The following is a 16,961-nucleotide window of genomic DNA, read 5'->3' on the forward strand; positions in this document are numbered from 1 at the left end:
TTTCTGCCACTTATTGTGCGTTCGGCACCGCATTGTTCCCCTCTTTCGCGTTGCCTTCTTCTTTATTCTTATCGCCATATAAGAATTGACCCACTAAATCTTCCAATACCATCGCAGATTTAGTATCCACCAGTTGATCCCCTTCTTTTAAATAACCGAATTCTTCATCAGAAAAACCGAGACTTAAAGAAACGTATTGTTCGCCCAATAATCCTGAGGTTTTAATCGACAACGAGCTGGTTTCCGGAATTTGATCATAAGCCTGATCTACTGCCAAAGTTACGCGTGGCGTATAGCTTTTCGGATCCAAAGAAATATCGACCACACGCCCAATCACCACACCACCAATTTTCAATGGCGCTCTTACTTTTAGTCCACCGATATTATCAAAAGTTGCATAAATTTGGTACGTTTTTGCACTGCTAAAGCTTTGCAAATTCGCCACTTTTAAGCCTAAAAAGACTAACGCACCAATTCCAAGTAACAAAAATAAACCGACCCAAAATTCATATTTAGTTGTTTGTCGCATAAAATATCCTAATTTTTAACCGCACTTTTTATTGCTTAACCGGCACCGAACATCACTGCAGTTAATACAAAATCCAAACCTAATACCGCCAACGATGCGTGTACCACGGTTCGGGTTGTCGCTTTGCTGATCCCTTCTGACGTTGGAATACAATCATAACCGTTAAATAATGCAATCCAAACTACAGCGATGGCAAAACATAAACTCTTAATAAATCCGTTCAATAAATCATAAGACCAACTGACCGAATTTTGCATGACAGACCAAAAACTTCCCGTGTCAACGCCTTTCCAATCCACGCCAACCAAAGAGCCGCCCCAAATCCCGATAGCGGTAAAAATTACCGCCAAAATCGGCATAGAAATCACGCCTGCCCAAAAACGCGGCGAAATAACCCGACGCAATGGATCCACCGCCATCATTTCCAAGCTGGAAAGTTGCTCGGTCGCTTTCATCAAACCAATTTCCGCTGTGAGCGCCGAACCGGCACGACCGGCAAACAAAAGTGCGGTCACGACCGGTCCTAATTCGCGCAATAACGATAAAGCAACCAATTGCCCCAAGCTAGTTTCCGCGGAAAAATCCACCAAGACCACATACCCCTGCAAGCCTAACACCATGCCGATAAATAAACCGGACAGCATAATAATCAACAGCGATTGTACGCCTAATACGTGCAATTGTTTGATCAACAACGGAAAATGTTTTCGTATTTGAGGTTTTCCCGCCAGAGCGCCAAACAGCATAAATCCTGCTCGTCCCAACGCTCGACAAAAATCAATTGCAGTGCGTCCAAGGGAGAAAATCCAACCTTCAATCATTAAAACAACTCCTGTATATAATCTTGTGCCGGATAATGAAAACGCACAGGACCGTCTTCTTGCCCATTAATAAATTGCATCACTTGCGGATCATGACTTTGCAATAATTGTTGTGCGCTGCCTTCAGCGATCACGCGTTTATCCGCAATAATATAGGCATAATCGGCAATACTTAATACCTCTTGCACATCATGAGACACAACAATTGAGGTGAGCTGCAAGGCTTCATTCAATCGCTTGATCAGGCTAACAATCACGCCCATGCTAATCGGATCCTGACCGGTAAAAGGTTCATCATACATAATCAATTCCGGATCCAAAGCAATGGTGCGCGCCAATGCCGCACGTCTTGCCATCCCGCCTGAAAGCTCGGAAGGCATCAACTCTGCCGCACCTCGCAGCCCCACCGCTTCCAACTTCATCAACACGATTTGTCGGATCAACGCTTCCGGCAAACGGGTATGCTCACGGATCGGAAATGCCACATTGTCAAAGGTCGAAAGATCGGTAAACAACGCGCCGGATTGGAATAACATTCCCATACGTTGACGCACGCGATAAAGTTCCGCATTCGACATTTTGCAAATATCCTGACCGTCAAATAAAATTTCGCCTTGTTGCGGATGTAACTGCCCGCCGATTAATTTCAACAAGGTGGTTTTACCGATCCCCGACGGTCCCATAATTGCGGTAATCTTGCCCTGCTCAACACGCAAATTCAAGTCGTTATAAATAATGCGCTCACCGCGTTTGAATGTGAGATTTTTCACTTCAATTAGGGGATTAGCCATTAATACCTCATCTATCGAACCTATTCCGTTCGAATTATAAAAAATTAGAACGGGATATTCCATGAATTCCAAATAAAAGTCAAACGTAATTACATAACTTTAAACTTATGATGTTTATTCTTGCCTTATTCAACGGTTTGACATGGTTTTCTTTTGACCACAATTTAACAAAAATGTTCAACCGGAAAATCACACAAAAAAGCACCGCACTTTTCCATCATTTCGCATAGTATATTTATCGGTTTAACTAAAAATATGGTATCATTACGCACTTTAGATTAACCACTGTAAAGAATTACCCTTTTATGAATATTCGTTGGAACATGGTGTTATCCGTTATTGCGCTGATTTTATTAGGTTGGTTTTATACGTTAAATCAACAAGATGACGGACTTAGCAATTTGATAAAAAAAGATGACAGCCCAGAATACGTAGGGAAAAAGATGAATACCGTAGTCTTTTCTCCGACCGGATTGCGACAATATTTAGCAACCTCAGAACACGCCGAATACTTTACTTCCGACGGACATAGCAATTTTGCTAAACCGGTGGTCTATTTATATAACATTGAAGGGGATAATATCGGTCAGCAAAACTGGAAATTAAGTGCAGATAAAGCCACATTAACGAAAGATAATATGTTGTATTTAGACGGAAATGTCACCGCAGAAAGCCTCTCGCCACTCTCACGTTTGCAACGAGTTTTCACCCAACGGGCAACCGTAAATTTAAAGACGCAAGATATTACTTCTGATACAATGGTAAAAATTAATGGACTGAATTTTAATTCTACCGGATTGAAGTTGACAGGAAATTTACAACAACAGGTGGCTACCTTAAAAGAGCAGGTAAAAACATATTATGAAATTAACAATCAATAAACGGATATTACTGACAACGTTGATGATGACTTCAGTTTCAGCATTCGCGCTCAAAGATGACACGAATAAGCCGATTAATATTGAATCGGATAACCAATCACTCAATATGGAAAATAGCACGGTAACGTTTACGGACAACGTGGTGATTACGCAAGGTTCCATTTTAATCAAAGCACAAAAAGTTATCATCAAGCGTCCGCCAGAAGGGTCCGGTAAAAAAGAAACCGTTAAAGCATTCGGATCACCTGTAACCTTCCATCAAATTCTTGACAATGGAAAACCGGTGGATGGCAAAGCCAACCAAGTATATTATGATTTAGGTACAGAATTTTTAACGCTAACCGGAAATGCGGAACTAAAGCAATTAGACAGTCAAATTAACGGTAATCACATTACTTATGATGTGAAAAAACAACAATTAAAGGCTAACGGTTCAAGCAAATCACGAGTGAAAACGGTACTTATTCCGGCACAACTTAATAATAAGACACAATAGGATTTGAATTTTATGTCAGTGCTTTATGCTGAAAATTTAGCGAAAAGTTATAAAAATCGCAAGGTCGTTTCCGATGTAAGTTTAACCGTAAACTCTAATGAAATTGTCGGTTTGCTTGGTCCTAACGGGGCGGGAAAAACGACCACGTTCTACATGGTGGTTGGATTAGTTCACCAAGATCAAGGTACAATTCGGATCGATGACGAAGATATTAGTTTGTTACCAATGCACAATCGAGCGCAAAAAGGGATTGGTTATCTTCCACAAGAAGCCTCCATTTTTCGCCATCTCAGTGTGTATGACAACTTGATGGCGGTATTGGAAATTCGCAAAGAATTAAATCGTCGCCAACGCCAAGAAAAAGCGGATGAATTAATTGACGAATTTAATATTGGGCATATCCGTGATAATTTGGGACAATCCTTATCCGGAGGAGAACGTCGTCGCGTGGAAATTGCCCGAGCGTTAGCCGCCAATCCGAAATTTATTTTATTAGACGAGCCTTTTGCTGGCGTCGATCCCATTTCGGTAATTGATATTAAAAAAATCATTACCGAGCTACGCAATCGCGGGCTAGGCGTGTTAATCACCGATCACAACGTGCGCGAAACCTTAGATGTTTGCGAACGGGCTTATATTGTCAGCGCCGGACAAATGATCGCGACAGGTACGCCAACGGAAGTGATGAATAATGCACATGTCAAACGGGTTTACTTAGGTGAAGAATTTAAATTATAACTATGCTTAAATTTACGCAATTGTTATCGCCTGAAAATCTCCGTCAAGGCGTGGTTTGTTCAAGTAAAAAGCGTGCATTTGAAACAATTTGCCACATTGTAGCCAAACAATTATGCGAACAATCACCTCAAGAGCAAGAAACAATGCCAGCGGAGCAATGTGAAAAACAAAAAGAGGCTTGTTTTGAATCGTTACTGGCACGGGAAAAATTGGGCAACTCCAGTTTAGGCAATGGAGTAGCGCTGCCAAAAGCGCGTTTATCCGAAGATCGTACAACGCCCGCCGCGGTATTCCTACAATTAGAAACACCGATTGATTATGATAGCGAGGATCATCGCGAAGTAGATTTGATTTTTGCTTTATTTATTCCGCCGGAACTTTGCGACCAATATACGCAAGAACTTCCATCCCTGACAGAGAAATTGACAGATAAAAGTTTGTGCAAACAACTGAGGGCGGCAAAAAGCGAAGATGAATTGTGGCAAATATTCCAATATGCCGATAATATTACGCAAGAGGAAGTAGAAATCGCCACCCTTACTGAATGAAACAATCTAAAGGCGCATTATGGAAGTTATTATCATTAGCGGACGTTCCGGTGCCGGAAAATCCGTTGCACTACGAGTATTAGAGGATATTGGTTACTATTGTGTCGATAATCTTCCGATTGATCTTTTACCGCAACTCACTGAAATTTTGTCAACTAACCAAAATTTAGTCGCAATCAGTTTAGATATTCGCAACTTACCCACCTCGCCAGCAAGATTGGATCAGGTATTGACTGAAGTGCAAAAACACCATCAAGTCAAAATTATATTCCTTGATACAGACCGCAGTGCCCTCATTCGCCGCTATAGCGATTCCCGTCGCCTGCACCCACTTTCAATCCAAGATCTCTCCCTTGAAGCGGCAATTGAGCTGGAGGGAGAATATTTAGAACCGCTAACCCAACACGCTAATCTGATTATTGATACAACACATTTATCGACGCATGAATTAGCGGAACGATTGCGAGAATTTTTGCGTGGAAATACGGAAAAAGAATTGAAAATTGTGGTGGAGTCCTTTGGGTTTAAATACGGAATTCCACTTGATGCCGATTATGTTTTTGACGTGCGTTTTCTGCCAAATCCACATTGGAATCCCGCCCTACGTCCGCTGACCGGGTTAGATGAACCGGTCATTGAATTTCTGAACAAACATGATGAGGTTAATAAATTTATTTATCTAACCCGCGGTTATATTGAAACCTGGCTGCCGCTGTTAGAACAAAATAACCGCAGTTATTTAACTATTGCGATCGGTTGTACCGGCGGAAAACACCGTTCAGTATACATAGCACAAAAGCTCGGGGAATATTTCTGCGATAAAGGAAAATCGGTAAAAATTCAGCATAAATCCCTCGAAAAACACAAAAATAGCTGAAATAAAATCCAATAATAATATAAAAAATAAGATCCGATAATAGGATCTTATTTATATATCAACCTCAATTACACCAATTGTTTTAAGATACGACGAACCGGCTCTGCTGCGCCCCACAATAATTGATCGCCCACCGTAAACGCGGCTAAATATTCCGGTCCCATCGCTAATTTACGTAAGCGACCGACAGGAACACTTAAGGTACCGGTGACTTTCGCCGGTGTTAATTCGCGTAACGTCGTTTCTTTATCATTCGGAATCACTTTCACCCACTCATTGTGGCTAGCAAGGATTTTCTCAATCTCATCTAATGGTAAATCTTGTTTCAATTTAATAGTGAACGCTTGGCTATGACAACGTAATGCACCGATACGTACACACAAACCATCAACCGGGATTGGGTTATCAGATAAACCAAGAATTTTATTGGTTTCAGCATAACCTTTCCATTCTTCTTTCGTTTGACCGGACGGTAACAATTTATCAATCCAAGGGATCAAACTGCCACCCAATGCTGCACCGAAATTCTCGATTGGAAAATCTTCTGCTCGCATTTTAGCGGTCACTTTACGTTCAATCTCTAAAATAGAAAACGCCGGATCTGCTAATTCCGCTTTCACACTGTCTTCCAACTGACCCATTTGCATCAACAATTCACGCATATTTTTCGCACCGGCACCAGAAGCAGCCTGATAGGTCGCTACAGAAACCCACTCCACCAAATCACGCTCAAATAAACCACCAATCGCCATCAACATCAAACTCACGGTACAGTTCCCGCCCACGAAAGTTTTGATGCCTTTTTTCAAGCCCTCGCTAATCACGTGTTGGTTTACCGGATCCAAGACGATAATTGCATCATCTTCCATACGCAATGCGGATGCGGCATCCACCCAATAACCGTCCCACCCCGTTGCTTTTAATTTCGGATAAACTTCATTGGTATAATCACCGCCTTGACAAGTCACAATAACGTCCAATTGTTTTAATGTCTCAATATCAAAAGCATTTTTTAACTCGCCAGCTTCTTTACCGGCAAATACCGGCGCTTTTTGCCCTATTTGAGAAGTGGTAAAGAAAACCGGATTAATATTGGCAAAATCATTTTCTTGTACCATACGATCCATCAATACAGAACCAACCATTCCGCGCCATCCGATAAAACCTACATTTTTCATAAAATTTTCCTTATAAGATAATGTTGTGTATGACCTAAAAAATCTTCTTAATTAATTACAGATTGACTGACTAAAATCAAGTGTTTTTTTAAAAAAACAAACAATTTTTTAAATTTAAAAATTTTTAATAAAAAAGTGCGGTCGATTTTGAAAGCTTTTACAAAAACGACCGCACTTTGACACATTTGTGTTGTAAATTAGCGCGTTTTTTTCTCCAATAAACGAATATAACGAGTTGCTGACAACCAAGCGCCAACGTAACCGATAATCGCACAAAGTATTAATAAAAATAAAAATTCAGCGAAACTTAATCCATTTAGTTCAAAGGTCACAGCAAAAATATCAGTGACATATTTTACGGCACTCGTGAAATAGCCGATTAAAAAACTGCTTAAAATACAAGCAAACAAGCTCCCGACCAACCCATAAATAATGCCGGTATAAAGATAAGGGCGCAAAATAAATTGATCCGTCGCCCCCAACAATTTCATCACGTCAATATTGGCTTGGCTGCTATAAACATCAGAACGAATACTGTTACCAATCACCAAAAAGACCGATAATGTCATTAATAATGTACAAAAAATCGCCCCGTGTGCCACCAACCAAGAAAGTGCGGTCAATTTTTCCATCCAATCGTTATCCAAACGTACCTCTTGCACGCCCGTAATTTTCGTTAAATTATCCCTTAATGCTTCACGTTTTTGGCTTTCATTATATTCTTTTGTCGGCGTAATCATCACCACAGCCGGCAACGGATTATCATCTAAAATATCCAACCCCTCGGATAACCCTGACCAATTGCGAAACTCATTTAAACTTTCTTGGCGAGAAATATAATTTAGGGTTTCAATGCCCTCTTGCCGGCGAATTTTTTCCACCACCAAATTAGCGTCATCTTCATTTAAATTTTTGTGTAAATAAACCGTCAGCTCACTTTCCGGATAAAATTGTGTCGTGGCAGTATGCACATTTTTCCACAATAAATAACTCACCGTCGGAATGGTCAAGGAAACAGCAATGACCAAAATTGTAATCAAGGTGGCAAATTTCCGACGCCACAAATCCTCTAATACGGATTTCAATACATAATGAATTCGCACCCAAAATGGGGCTTGGCTATGACGAAAATTCATTATTACTATTACTCCTTAACGTAAATAACCTTGTTCAAGCACAAGACAAGGTTTTGGTTTTTGCTGAATAATGCTAAGGTCATGGGTTGCAATTAACACGGTCATTCCCAGCCGATTAAATTCTTCAAATAAATTAAAAATTTCTAAGGAAAGTGCCTCATCCAAATTTCCTGTCGGCTCATCTGCCAACAATAATTGCGGCTTATGTACAATCGCGCGCGCAATATCTACCCGCTGTTGTTCGCCTCCGGATAACGCCACCGGTTGATCCGTTGCACGATCGCGCAACCCCACGCGATCCAACGCCGCCAACGCTCTAGAATGCGCTTCTTTCGGATGTAACCCGGCAATAATTAAAGGCAACGCCACATTTTCCGTAATGGATCTGTCCGTCAACAGGCGATAATCTTGATGTACCATCCCGATTTGACGTCGCAAAAAAGGAACTTCATAGCGTGACAGGCGGGTAATATCATGTCCGTTAAACCAAATTTGTCCGCCATTGGCGCGTTCCATTCCCATAATCAACTTCAATAGGGTACTTTTCCCCGCGCCGGAATGCCCGACCAAATAAGTCATGCTTCCCACCGGCAAATGGAATGTCAACCCTTGCAACGCAGATTTTCCCCCGAGATAAGCTTTACTCACATTTGCAAAACGTATCATCTTAACTTCTCTTAGCGATTAAATTTCATCATGTTCTTGAACAAATAAAGCGTCAATAAATTCATCTGCTTGGAATGTTCGTAAATCTTCAATTTTTTCCCCAACACCGATATAACGAATAGGTAATTTAAACTGATCAGCGATTGCAAAAATCACGCCACCTTTCGCGGTGCCATCTAATTTGGTCAAACTAATACCGGTTAACCCAACCGCCTCATGGAACAATTTCGCTTGGCTAATCGCATTTTGCCCGGTTCCCGCATCCAAGGTCAACATAATTTCATGCGGCGCACTTTCATCATATTTTTTCATCACGCGCACGATTTTTTTCAATTCATCCATCAAATTATTTTTATTTTGCAAACGCCCCGCCGTATCCGCAATCAAAATATCAATTTGACGTGCCGCCGCCGATTGCATTGCATCAAAAATCACCGACGCCGAATCAGATCCGGTACTTTGCGCTACCACCGGAATACCATTACGCTCGCCCCAAACTTGCAACTGTTCCACTGCCGCCGCACGGAAAGTATCCCCTGCCGCCAACATCACCGATTTCCCTTGCGATTGGAATTGACGCGCCAACTTACCAATTGTTGTGGTTTTCCCCACTCCATTCACGCCAACCATCAAAATCACGTAAGGTTTTTTGTCGGTATCAATAACCAAGGGCTGCTCAACCGGTTTTAAAATATCCGCAAGTTCCACTTTAAGTTGCTGATATAATAACTCGGCGTCTTTCAACTGTTTATGATTAGCGTGCTGAGTTAAATTTTGAATAATTTTATTGGTAGTCGGCACCCCAATATCCGCAATTAACAACTGCTCTTCCAGTTCTTCAAATAATTCATCATCAATTTTTTTACCTAAAAACAGACGACGAAAACCGGCGCCGATATTCTGTTTGGTTTTTAATAATCCTTTGACTAAACGGCTAAAAAAACCTCCCTCGCTCTTTTTTTCTTGGGTTGCCATTGCTGTTTCTGTTTCTGTTTCTGTTTCTGTTTCTGTTTCTGTTTCTGTTTCTGTTTCTGTTTCTGTTTCTGTTTCTGTTTCTGTTTCTGTTGCAGGATTATCCGTGGTTATTGTGAATAAATCTTGGTTTTCCGGCTGAATTTCCTGTTCAATTTCTTGCGAAAAATCGCCCGCACTTTCCACCACTGGCGTTTCGCTCATCTCTGTGGGCGGATCTACTTCTAAGAAATCATGAGAAGCGGTTTGTGCCGGTTTTTCTTCAATAACCGTTTCATTATCATTTAATTGTTCTTTTGGGTGTTGTTCTTTTTGTTCATTTGTGGACTGTGGCTCCAATTTATTTTTCCCTAATCCCAGCCAAGACCAAAATCTACCTTTTTTCTTTTCTTCCGACATAAATTGCTCACTATTTTTGTTTTAATGATTTATTTCATTCCCAATTTAGCCTCGATCGACTAAACTAAGCAAAATTCCGTATAGTCTATCATTAATTTACAATTCCTCTATGCAAAAAGATAAGAAAAAAAATCAGTCCATGTCGTCAAATCAAAAGCATAAAAACGGAGAAGTCCGAATTATCAGCGGATTATGGCGCGGGCGAAAATTACCGGTACTCTCATCCAACGGATTGCGCCCTACCGGCGATCGAGTGAAAGAAACCTTATTTAACTGGCTTATGCCCTATATGGTAGAAAGTCGTTGTTTGGATTGCTTTGCCGGCAGCGGCGCCTTAGGGATAGAAGCGCTTTCTCGTCAGGCGGCAAAGGTGACCTTTTTGGAGCAAAATAAAACCGTCGCGGATCAATTGCGTAAAAACTTGCAATTATTAAAATGCCCAACAGAAAAAGCGCAAATATTTCAACAAAATAGCCTGCAATATTTAAATCAGACACAAAATGCACCGCACTTTGATGTGGTATTTCTCGATCCGCCATTTCATTTTAATTTAGCCGAACAAGCCATTCAGCTATTGGATCGACATCAATGGCTGGCACCAAATGCGCTGATTTATGTAGAAACGGAAAAAAATGCGCCACTTGTTATACCAAATCATTGGGTTTTATTAAAAGACAAACAAACCGGACAAGTAAGCTATCGCTTATATCAATTAGCAGCGTCGGTATAATCCTTGTTCAACCTCGATCAAACCTTGTAATTCCAGTTCTAATAACTGATTTAACAAGGTAGAAATCGGAACGTGTAACTGCGCTGCCAAATCATCAATGCTCACGGGTGAATAGCTAATATGTGCATATAATTGCGGGTAGCAGGGTTCTACCGGTGGCGTTTTTTCAGCCAATAAGCCCTTTTCAGACGGAATAGAAAACGGGATAACCTGAGGCAGATTTTCCAAAATATCCTGCACTGATTCCACCAACATTGCCCCTTGTTTAATCAATTGATGGCAACCTTGGCTAAATTCGCTTTGAATATTACCGGGTAACGCAAAAATATCGCGATTTTGTTCAAGTGCATAACGGGCGGTAATCAACGAACCGCTTTTCACCCCTGCCTCAATCACTAGCGTTGCCAAAGATAAACCACTGATAATGCGGTTACGCCGCGGAAAATGCTCCGGTATGGGCGGCTGTTGAGGGAGCAATTCAGACACCAACGCACCATGATGTTCCACAATTTGCCTTGCCAAGCGCTGATGTCGTGCCGGATACATTCGCGCCAAACCGCTCCCCAATACCGCCACGGTTTGTCCTTGAATATCTACCACAGCCTGATGACAAAAACCGTCAATACCCAGCGCCAGCCCACTGGTGACCACCAATCCCGCTAAACTCAATTCAGTCGCAAAATATTTCGCCCAGTGTTCGCCATAATGGGAACAGTAACGACTGCCCACCATGGCAATTTGCGGTTGTAAAAGTGCGGTCGGATTTCCCTGTAAAAATAACACCGGAGGTCGTGCCACGATTTGTTTTAATAAATAAGGATAATATTCGTCATCATAATTAATCAAATGGTGATCTTCTTGCTCTGCCCATTGCAGCGCCGGTTCAATATATTTATTCTCCGGCTTAAACCAGCGTTGAATTTGCAATGGTTTCCAACCAATATAGCGAAATGCCGCGTCATCATAAGCTAATAAATCTACCAATGAAACTTCATCCAATAACTTCCCAATTGCCACCGCCCCCAAATAAGGCACTTGCAGCAAGCGCAGCAATACTTCATTTTTATTCATAGCCTACCTATTTCTCATGTTCATGTTATGGTTCATCTTAAAACATAAACCACAAAGAGGATAAATTTCTCTATCGGTATCTTATTTTTGCGAGAGGGATCGCAAAATGGAACTATTTCGAACGAAAAAAATTGTAGGTTTATGAATAAAAAACACCGTAAATAACCGCTTATTTACGATGCTTTTTGATAAATTTATGTGTCCAAAATCTTAAAAAATTGACCGCACTTTAGGGAAAAACGTTATTGATCTCCCAACGTCGCGACCATAATCGCTTTAATTGAATGCATTCGGTTTTCCGCTTCGTCAAAAACAATGGAAGCTTCCGATTCAAAGACCTCATTGGTCACTTCCAATCCGTCCATCCCGAATTTTTCCGCCATTTCTTTACCAACGATTGTATTGGAATCATGAAATGCCGGTAAACAGTGCATAAATTTCACATTTGGATTGCCGGTTAATTTAAGTAAGTCTATATTTACTTGATAAGGTTTCATCAAATTAATACGTTGCTCCCAAGCTTCTTCCGGCTCGCCCATGGATACCCAAATATCGGTGTAAAGGAAATCTACCTCTTTTACCCCTTCCGCTGTATCTTCGGTACACAGAATTTTCGCTCCGGTTTTTGCTGCGATTTCCGCCACTTCATCCAACAATTTTTGCTCCGGCCAAAATGCTTTTGGACCGACTAAACGCAAATCTACGCCCATTAACGCAGCACCTTCCACAAAGGAATTTCCCATATTGTTACGCGCATCCCCCAGATAAGCCATTTTAATTTGGTTAAGCGGTTTATTGGAATGTTCTAACATGGTGAGGAAATCGGCGATAATTTGCGTTGGGTGAAAATCATCCGTTAACCCGTTCCAAACCGGAACACCGGAAAATTCCGCCAGCGTTTCAACTAGATGTTGACCATAGCCACGATATTGGATGGCATCATACATGCGTCCTAACACACGCGCTGTATCTTTCATCGACTCTTTATGCCCGATTTGCGAACCTTCCGGATTAATGTAAGTCACATTTGCCCCTTGGTCATAAGCCCCAACTTCAAAAGAACAGCGGGTTCGGGTTGAAGTTTTTTCAAAAATTAACGCAATATTTTTGCCTTTTAAGGTTTGCTTTTCAACGCCACTTTTTTTGGCTTTTTTTAGCTCTGCAGCTAAATCAATTAAATATTGAACTTCTTGTGGGGTGAAATCCATCAAACGTAAAAAATGACGCCCCTTTAGATTAACTTGCATATTTATTCCTCCTTTTTGATTAAAAATGCAGAGAAAACGTTTACCTATATGCATTATAAGCAAATATAGAAAAATAAAAAGCCCTTAAATTAAAAAATTTAAGGACTGAGGTGAGATAATTAACAAACTATTTTTTCATATCAAATTTGTATGAAACAAAACCATATAATGTCCAACCGATAAAGGTCACGATTGAACCGTACAACATGGCAAGTTCTCCCGCCGCATAAAGGGCATAAAGACTATATAATGATCCGATAAATGCCACTGCAACAGTGACTTTAGTTTTGTGTTCCGCCACATTTTCCATTTTTAATAGTACCATCAATGCCGCCATGGAGAGCAAGTAAGGGATAACATTGGTGACAACCGCTAAATCCACCAATACATTAAATTGTTTGGTAAGAGACGGGCTGATGGTCATCAAGGCTAACAAACTTTGGATTGCTGTAATCACAACCATACCAACAACAGGTGCTTCTTTGTCGGTGATTTTTTTGAAAAATGCCGGGAAATAGCCTTCTTCAGCAGAAGATTTAAAGACTTGCGCAATGGTAAATTGCCATCCAAGCAATGAACCGAAACAAGACATGACCATTAAGCCCATGATCACTTTACCGGTTGTTTCATTGAACATATGGGCAAAAGCTAAACCAAATGGTGCGGTTGAATTGGCAAGATCTAAGTTTGGTACAATACCCGCAATCACGTTGGTTGAGACAATATAAATGACTGCTGCACCTAATGTACCGCCTAATACCGCGATAGGCACATTTTTCTCCGGATTTTCAACCACGTCCGTATTCGCACAAGCGGACTCCAACCCTAAGAATGCCCATAATGTCATGGAAATAGAGACACCAATTGCTTCAAACGTTGGAACATTATGCGGGTTCCAAGAATTCACATACATTTCACCATCAAACCAGAACCAACCGATAAAACAAAGTCCTACCACCGGAATAATTACCCCCCAAATGGTAAATGAACTGATATTACCGGTAATTCGCGCACCGCCAAAATTTAACACGGTGGCAAGCCATAAAGTAAAAATTGTCCACATAGCAATAGCCACGGGAGATAAAGTTGCACCCAATAATTCCGAACCATAGCCAACCGCTGAAATGGCAATCGCAGTATTAGCGATGACCAAGGAAACACCATAAGTATAATTCGCCATAAAGTTACCGGCTTTTCCGAAAGAGTATTCCGCATATCCGCCCATCCCGCCGGATTTTTTACTAAACATACCGCATTGCGCAAACGCATAGGCTAACGCGGTTGAGCCGACCGCGGTCACAAGCCAAGACACGATAGAAATAGTTCCGATTTCAGCTAATTTGGTCGGTAACATAATAATACCGGAACCCATCATATTGACCATGGTTAAAATCGTAAGCTGAATAACACCGATTTTATTGCTTTTTTCTGTACTCATCATTTAAATCTCCATTCAAAGTGCGGTCACTTTTTCACAAATTTTGACCGCACTTTAGTATTAATTAAGCTTCAGTTAATACGTAACCATAAGCACGTGTACGACCATCAGGATCTTTTTGTAAATAAACCCCTTGAATTTCAGGTGCAAAACCGGGAAGCTGATTAATCCCTTCTTCCAATGCAAGGAAATATTGCTGTACAGTTTTGTTCCATCTTTCTCCCGGTACCACACATAATACGCCCGGAGGATAAGGAAGCGCCCCCTCTGCCGCAATTCGACCAACAATGTCAGACAACGGAACCAATTCAATTTTATTGCGAATAAATTCAATATTGGCTTGTTGAGGCGTCATGACATATTCAGGGAAGGTAGCTTTTCTGAATAAATCTTTTTGTAATTGTTTTACATTACGACTTACATAAAGATTATGCATTTCCTGACAAAGTTGTCTGATGGTATAACCGCGATAACGTTCCTCATTATTTTTATACACGGTTGGCAATACTTCTTTTAACAAGGAATCTTGTTTGATATGTTTTTCAAAGGCTGCGATTTGCGCCACCAAGGTTTGCATTTTGGTGAAAGTTTCTGCCGGTGTCAGCAAGAATAAAATAGAGTTTAAGTCACATTTTTCCGGAATAATGCCATTTTCACGCAAATAGTTGGCTAAAATGGTTGCAGGAATACCGAAATCCTCATATTCACCGGTTTCAATGTTAATACCCGGTGTGGTTAACATAAATTTACATGGGTCAACGAAGTATTGATTTTCCGTATATCCTTCAAATTTATGCCAAGTATCATTTGCATGGAAATTGAAAAACTCAAGATCGTTAGCAATTTCTTTGGTTGGATAATCTTGCCATTTTTTACCTCTTACATAAGGCGGAATAAACGGTTTGATCAAATCGCAATGTTTCAACATTAATTTACGAGCTTCAATACCAACTTCCACACAATCTGTCCACAAACGACGACCTGCCGCCGAGCCTTGAATTTTCGCATTCACGTCTAATGTGGCAAACAATGGATAAAATGGACTGGTTGAAGCGTGCAACATAAAGGCGTTGTTAAAACGTTTATGATTACAATATCTGTTTTGTCCTTTAATATGCTTATCTTTTTTATGGATTTGTGAGGTTTGTGAAAAACCGGCTTGTTGTTTATGTACCGATTGCGTCACGATAATCCCCGGATCATTTTCATCCAATTCTAACAATAACGGAGAACAGTCTTTCATCATTGGAATAAATTGTTCATATCCAACCCAAGCAGAATCGAATAAAATGTAATCACATAAATGCCCGATACGTTCAACTACTTGCTTTGCATTATAAATCGTACCGTCATAAGTTCCTAATTGGATGACGGCTAAACGGAAAGGACGTTTTTCATTTGCTTTTTGTGGCGCAATTTCTTTGATTAACCCACGAAGATAATCTTCTTCAAAACAATGATCATCAATACCGCCGATAAATCCAAACGGGTTACGTGCAGTTTCCAAATATACCGGTGTTGCTCCCGCTTGAATTAAGGCGCCATGATGGTTAGATTTATGGTTATTACGATCGAATAACACTAAATCGCTCGGAGCAAGTAAAGCATTACATACCACTTTATTGGAGGCAGAAGTTCCGTTTAAAACAAAGTAGGTTTTATCGGCATTGTAAACTTTAGCGGCGTGTTGTTGTGCATCACAAGGCGCTCCTTCATGAATAAGCAAATCCCCTAATTTCACGTCCGCATTACAAATATCCGAACGGAAAATATTCTCGCCATAGAAATCATATAAATAGCGACCTGCCGGATGTTTACGGAAATATTGACCGCCTTGATGTCCCGGACAATCAAATGCTAGGTTACCCATCTCAACATATTCACTTAACATTTTGAAGAATGGCGGTAATATTTTTTCTTCATATAAATTTGCCGCAGTTTCAATTTGACGACTATAAAGATTGATATCGTAACTATTTAAATCTTGAATATGGTAAACACGAGATAAATACTCATCTTGTAATCTGTCTCCTTCATTTAATACAACAAATACCGGAATACCAAACTGCGTTGCTTCAATCCGATCAATATATTCATAAACTTCTTCTTTAGTTAATATAATCGCACCAACATCGGTAAAATCAGTCTTTTGTATTAGTACTAACTCCCTATTTGTTTTAAAGTAGTTTTCAACCATTGAACTATAAGCAATTTTTAAATTTAACATAATAGACTCCTATTTATTATTTATGAAAAAATAACAATAAAAATAAATTAAAATTCAAAACAGACGCTATATTAAAAATATCTATTCATTTAAACTAAGCATTTAAAATAAAAATAAAAACACCCAATATTAAATAAACAAAATATTAGTAATAAGATGTTGTTTAGTAATAGATCACATATCTGAAATATAAAACAACAAAAAATCATGTATTCT

Annotated in this window: 17 protein-coding genes; 6 read left to right on the top strand and 11 right to left on the bottom strand. The window is 40.2% G+C overall.

Features of this window, described 5'->3' with window-relative positions; translation table 11 throughout:
- Nucleotides 1-10 precede the first annotated feature (10 nt).
- Genes mlaD through mlaF form a run of 3 tightly spaced genes read right to left on the bottom strand, consistent with a single transcriptional unit; the run spans nucleotide 11 to nucleotide 2,141 of the window.
- The gene (mlaD, locus tag CFY87_RS04490) at nucleotides 11-529 is read right to left on the bottom strand and encodes an outer membrane lipid asymmetry maintenance protein MlaD (RefSeq protein WP_094946058.1); all 519 of its coding nucleotides are present in this window, start codon (nucleotides 527-529) and stop codon (nucleotides 11-13) included.
- 35 nt (nucleotides 530-564) lie between these two features.
- Nucleotides 565-1,350, bottom strand: coding sequence for a lipid asymmetry maintenance ABC transporter permease subunit MlaE (gene mlaE, locus CFY87_RS04495; protein ID WP_094946059.1), 786 nt, complete (start codon nucleotides 1,348-1,350; stop codon nucleotides 565-567).
- Nucleotides 1,350-2,141 carry a phospholipid ABC transporter ATP-binding protein MlaF gene (gene mlaF / locus CFY87_RS04500; RefSeq protein ID WP_094946060.1) on the bottom strand — a complete coding sequence of 264 codons (792 nt, stop codon included), beginning with the start codon at nucleotides 2,139-2,141 and terminating at the stop codon, nucleotides 1,350-1,352. The genes mlaE and mlaF overlap by 1 nt, the downstream gene beginning before the upstream one ends.
- Before the next feature lie 305 nt (nucleotides 2,142-2,446).
- Between mlaF and lptC the strand changes: the two genes are divergently transcribed.
- From lptC to rapZ, 5 genes are read left to right on the top strand one after another with little or no spacing between them, the layout of a single operon-like run.
- Nucleotides 2,447-3,022, top strand: coding sequence for an LPS export ABC transporter periplasmic protein LptC (lptC, locus tag CFY87_RS04505; protein ID WP_094946061.1), 576 nt, complete (start codon nucleotides 2,447-2,449; stop codon nucleotides 3,020-3,022).
- Nucleotides 3,003-3,518 carry a lipopolysaccharide transport periplasmic protein LptA gene (gene lptA / locus CFY87_RS04510; RefSeq protein ID WP_094946062.1) on the top strand — a complete coding sequence of 172 codons (516 nt, stop codon included), beginning with the start codon at nucleotides 3,003-3,005 and terminating at the stop codon, nucleotides 3,516-3,518. The genes lptC and lptA overlap by 20 nt, the downstream gene beginning before the upstream one ends.
- Nucleotides 3,519-3,530: 12 nt before the next feature.
- The gene (gene lptB / locus CFY87_RS04515; protein ID WP_094946063.1) at nucleotides 3,531-4,256 is read left to right on the top strand and encodes an LPS export ABC transporter ATP-binding protein; all 726 of its coding nucleotides are present in this window, start codon (nucleotides 3,531-3,533) and stop codon (nucleotides 4,254-4,256) included.
- 2 nt (nucleotides 4,257-4,258) lie between these two features.
- Nucleotides 4,259-4,804, top strand: coding sequence for a PTS sugar transporter subunit IIA (locus tag CFY87_RS04520; RefSeq protein ID WP_094946064.1), 546 nt, complete (start codon nucleotides 4,259-4,261; stop codon nucleotides 4,802-4,804).
- A 19-nt stretch (nucleotides 4,805-4,823) separates the two neighbouring features.
- The gene (rapZ, locus tag CFY87_RS04525; RefSeq protein WP_094946065.1) at nucleotides 4,824-5,681 is read left to right on the top strand and encodes an RNase adapter RapZ; all 858 of its coding nucleotides are present in this window, start codon (nucleotides 4,824-4,826) and stop codon (nucleotides 5,679-5,681) included.
- A 68-nt stretch (nucleotides 5,682-5,749) separates the two neighbouring features.
- Here rapZ and asd read toward each other — a convergent pair whose 3' ends face one another.
- The 4 genes from asd to ftsY form a co-directional block, all read right to left on the bottom strand.
- Nucleotides 5,750-6,859, bottom strand: coding sequence for an aspartate-semialdehyde dehydrogenase (gene asd, locus CFY87_RS04530; RefSeq protein WP_094946066.1), 1,110 nt, complete (start codon nucleotides 6,857-6,859; stop codon nucleotides 5,750-5,752).
- A gap of 197 nt (nucleotides 6,860-7,056) precedes the next feature.
- Entirely contained in the window at nucleotides 7,057-7,995 is a 939-nt protein-coding gene (gene ftsX / locus CFY87_RS04535) for a permease-like cell division protein FtsX (protein WP_094946067.1), read from the bottom strand.
- Between the two features lie 15 nt (nucleotides 7,996-8,010).
- Nucleotides 8,011-8,661: a cell division ATP-binding protein FtsE gene (gene ftsE / locus CFY87_RS04540; protein WP_094946068.1), complete on the bottom strand. Its 651-nt coding sequence runs from the start codon at nucleotides 8,659-8,661 to the stop codon at nucleotides 8,011-8,013.
- Between the two features lie 18 nt (nucleotides 8,662-8,679).
- Nucleotides 8,680-10,032, bottom strand: a complete 1,353-nt coding sequence (gene ftsY, locus CFY87_RS04545) for a signal recognition particle-docking protein FtsY (RefSeq protein WP_094946069.1) — start codon at nucleotides 10,030-10,032, stop codon at nucleotides 8,680-8,682.
- A gap of 139 nt (nucleotides 10,033-10,171) precedes the next feature.
- On the opposite strand from ftsY, the gene rsmD reads away from it, so the two are divergent.
- Nucleotides 10,172-10,762: a 16S rRNA (guanine(966)-N(2))-methyltransferase RsmD gene (gene rsmD, locus CFY87_RS04550; RefSeq protein WP_094946070.1), complete on the top strand. Its 591-nt coding sequence runs from the start codon at nucleotides 10,172-10,174 to the stop codon at nucleotides 10,760-10,762.
- Here the strand turns inward: rsmD and dprA are convergent.
- The 4 genes from dprA to speF form a co-directional block, all read right to left on the bottom strand.
- On the bottom strand, nucleotides 10,745-11,833 hold the full coding sequence (dprA, locus tag CFY87_RS04555; RefSeq protein ID WP_094946071.1) for a DNA-processing protein DprA: 1,089 nt from the start codon (nucleotides 11,831-11,833) through the stop codon (nucleotides 10,745-10,747). The two genes, rsmD and dprA, sit on opposite strands and share 18 nt — an antisense overlap.
- Before the next feature lie 242 nt (nucleotides 11,834-12,075).
- Nucleotides 12,076-13,080: an ornithine carbamoyltransferase gene (gene argF / locus CFY87_RS04560; protein WP_094946072.1), complete on the bottom strand. Its 1,005-nt coding sequence runs from the start codon at nucleotides 13,078-13,080 to the stop codon at nucleotides 12,076-12,078.
- Nucleotides 13,081-13,207: 127 nt separating this feature from the next.
- The gene (gene potE / locus CFY87_RS04565) at nucleotides 13,208-14,518 is read right to left on the bottom strand and encodes a putrescine-ornithine antiporter (protein WP_094946110.1); all 1,311 of its coding nucleotides are present in this window, start codon (nucleotides 14,516-14,518) and stop codon (nucleotides 13,208-13,210) included.
- A 64-nt stretch (nucleotides 14,519-14,582) separates the two neighbouring features.
- On the bottom strand, nucleotides 14,583-16,745 hold the full coding sequence (gene speF / locus CFY87_RS04570; protein WP_094946073.1) for an ornithine decarboxylase SpeF: 2,163 nt from the start codon (nucleotides 16,743-16,745) through the stop codon (nucleotides 14,583-14,585).
- Nucleotides 16,746-16,961 lie beyond the last annotated feature (216 nt).

The organism is Actinobacillus seminis, from assembly GCF_002263215.1.
Lineage (GTDB): Bacteria > Pseudomonadota > Gammaproteobacteria > Enterobacterales > Pasteurellaceae > Actinobacillus_B > Actinobacillus_B seminis.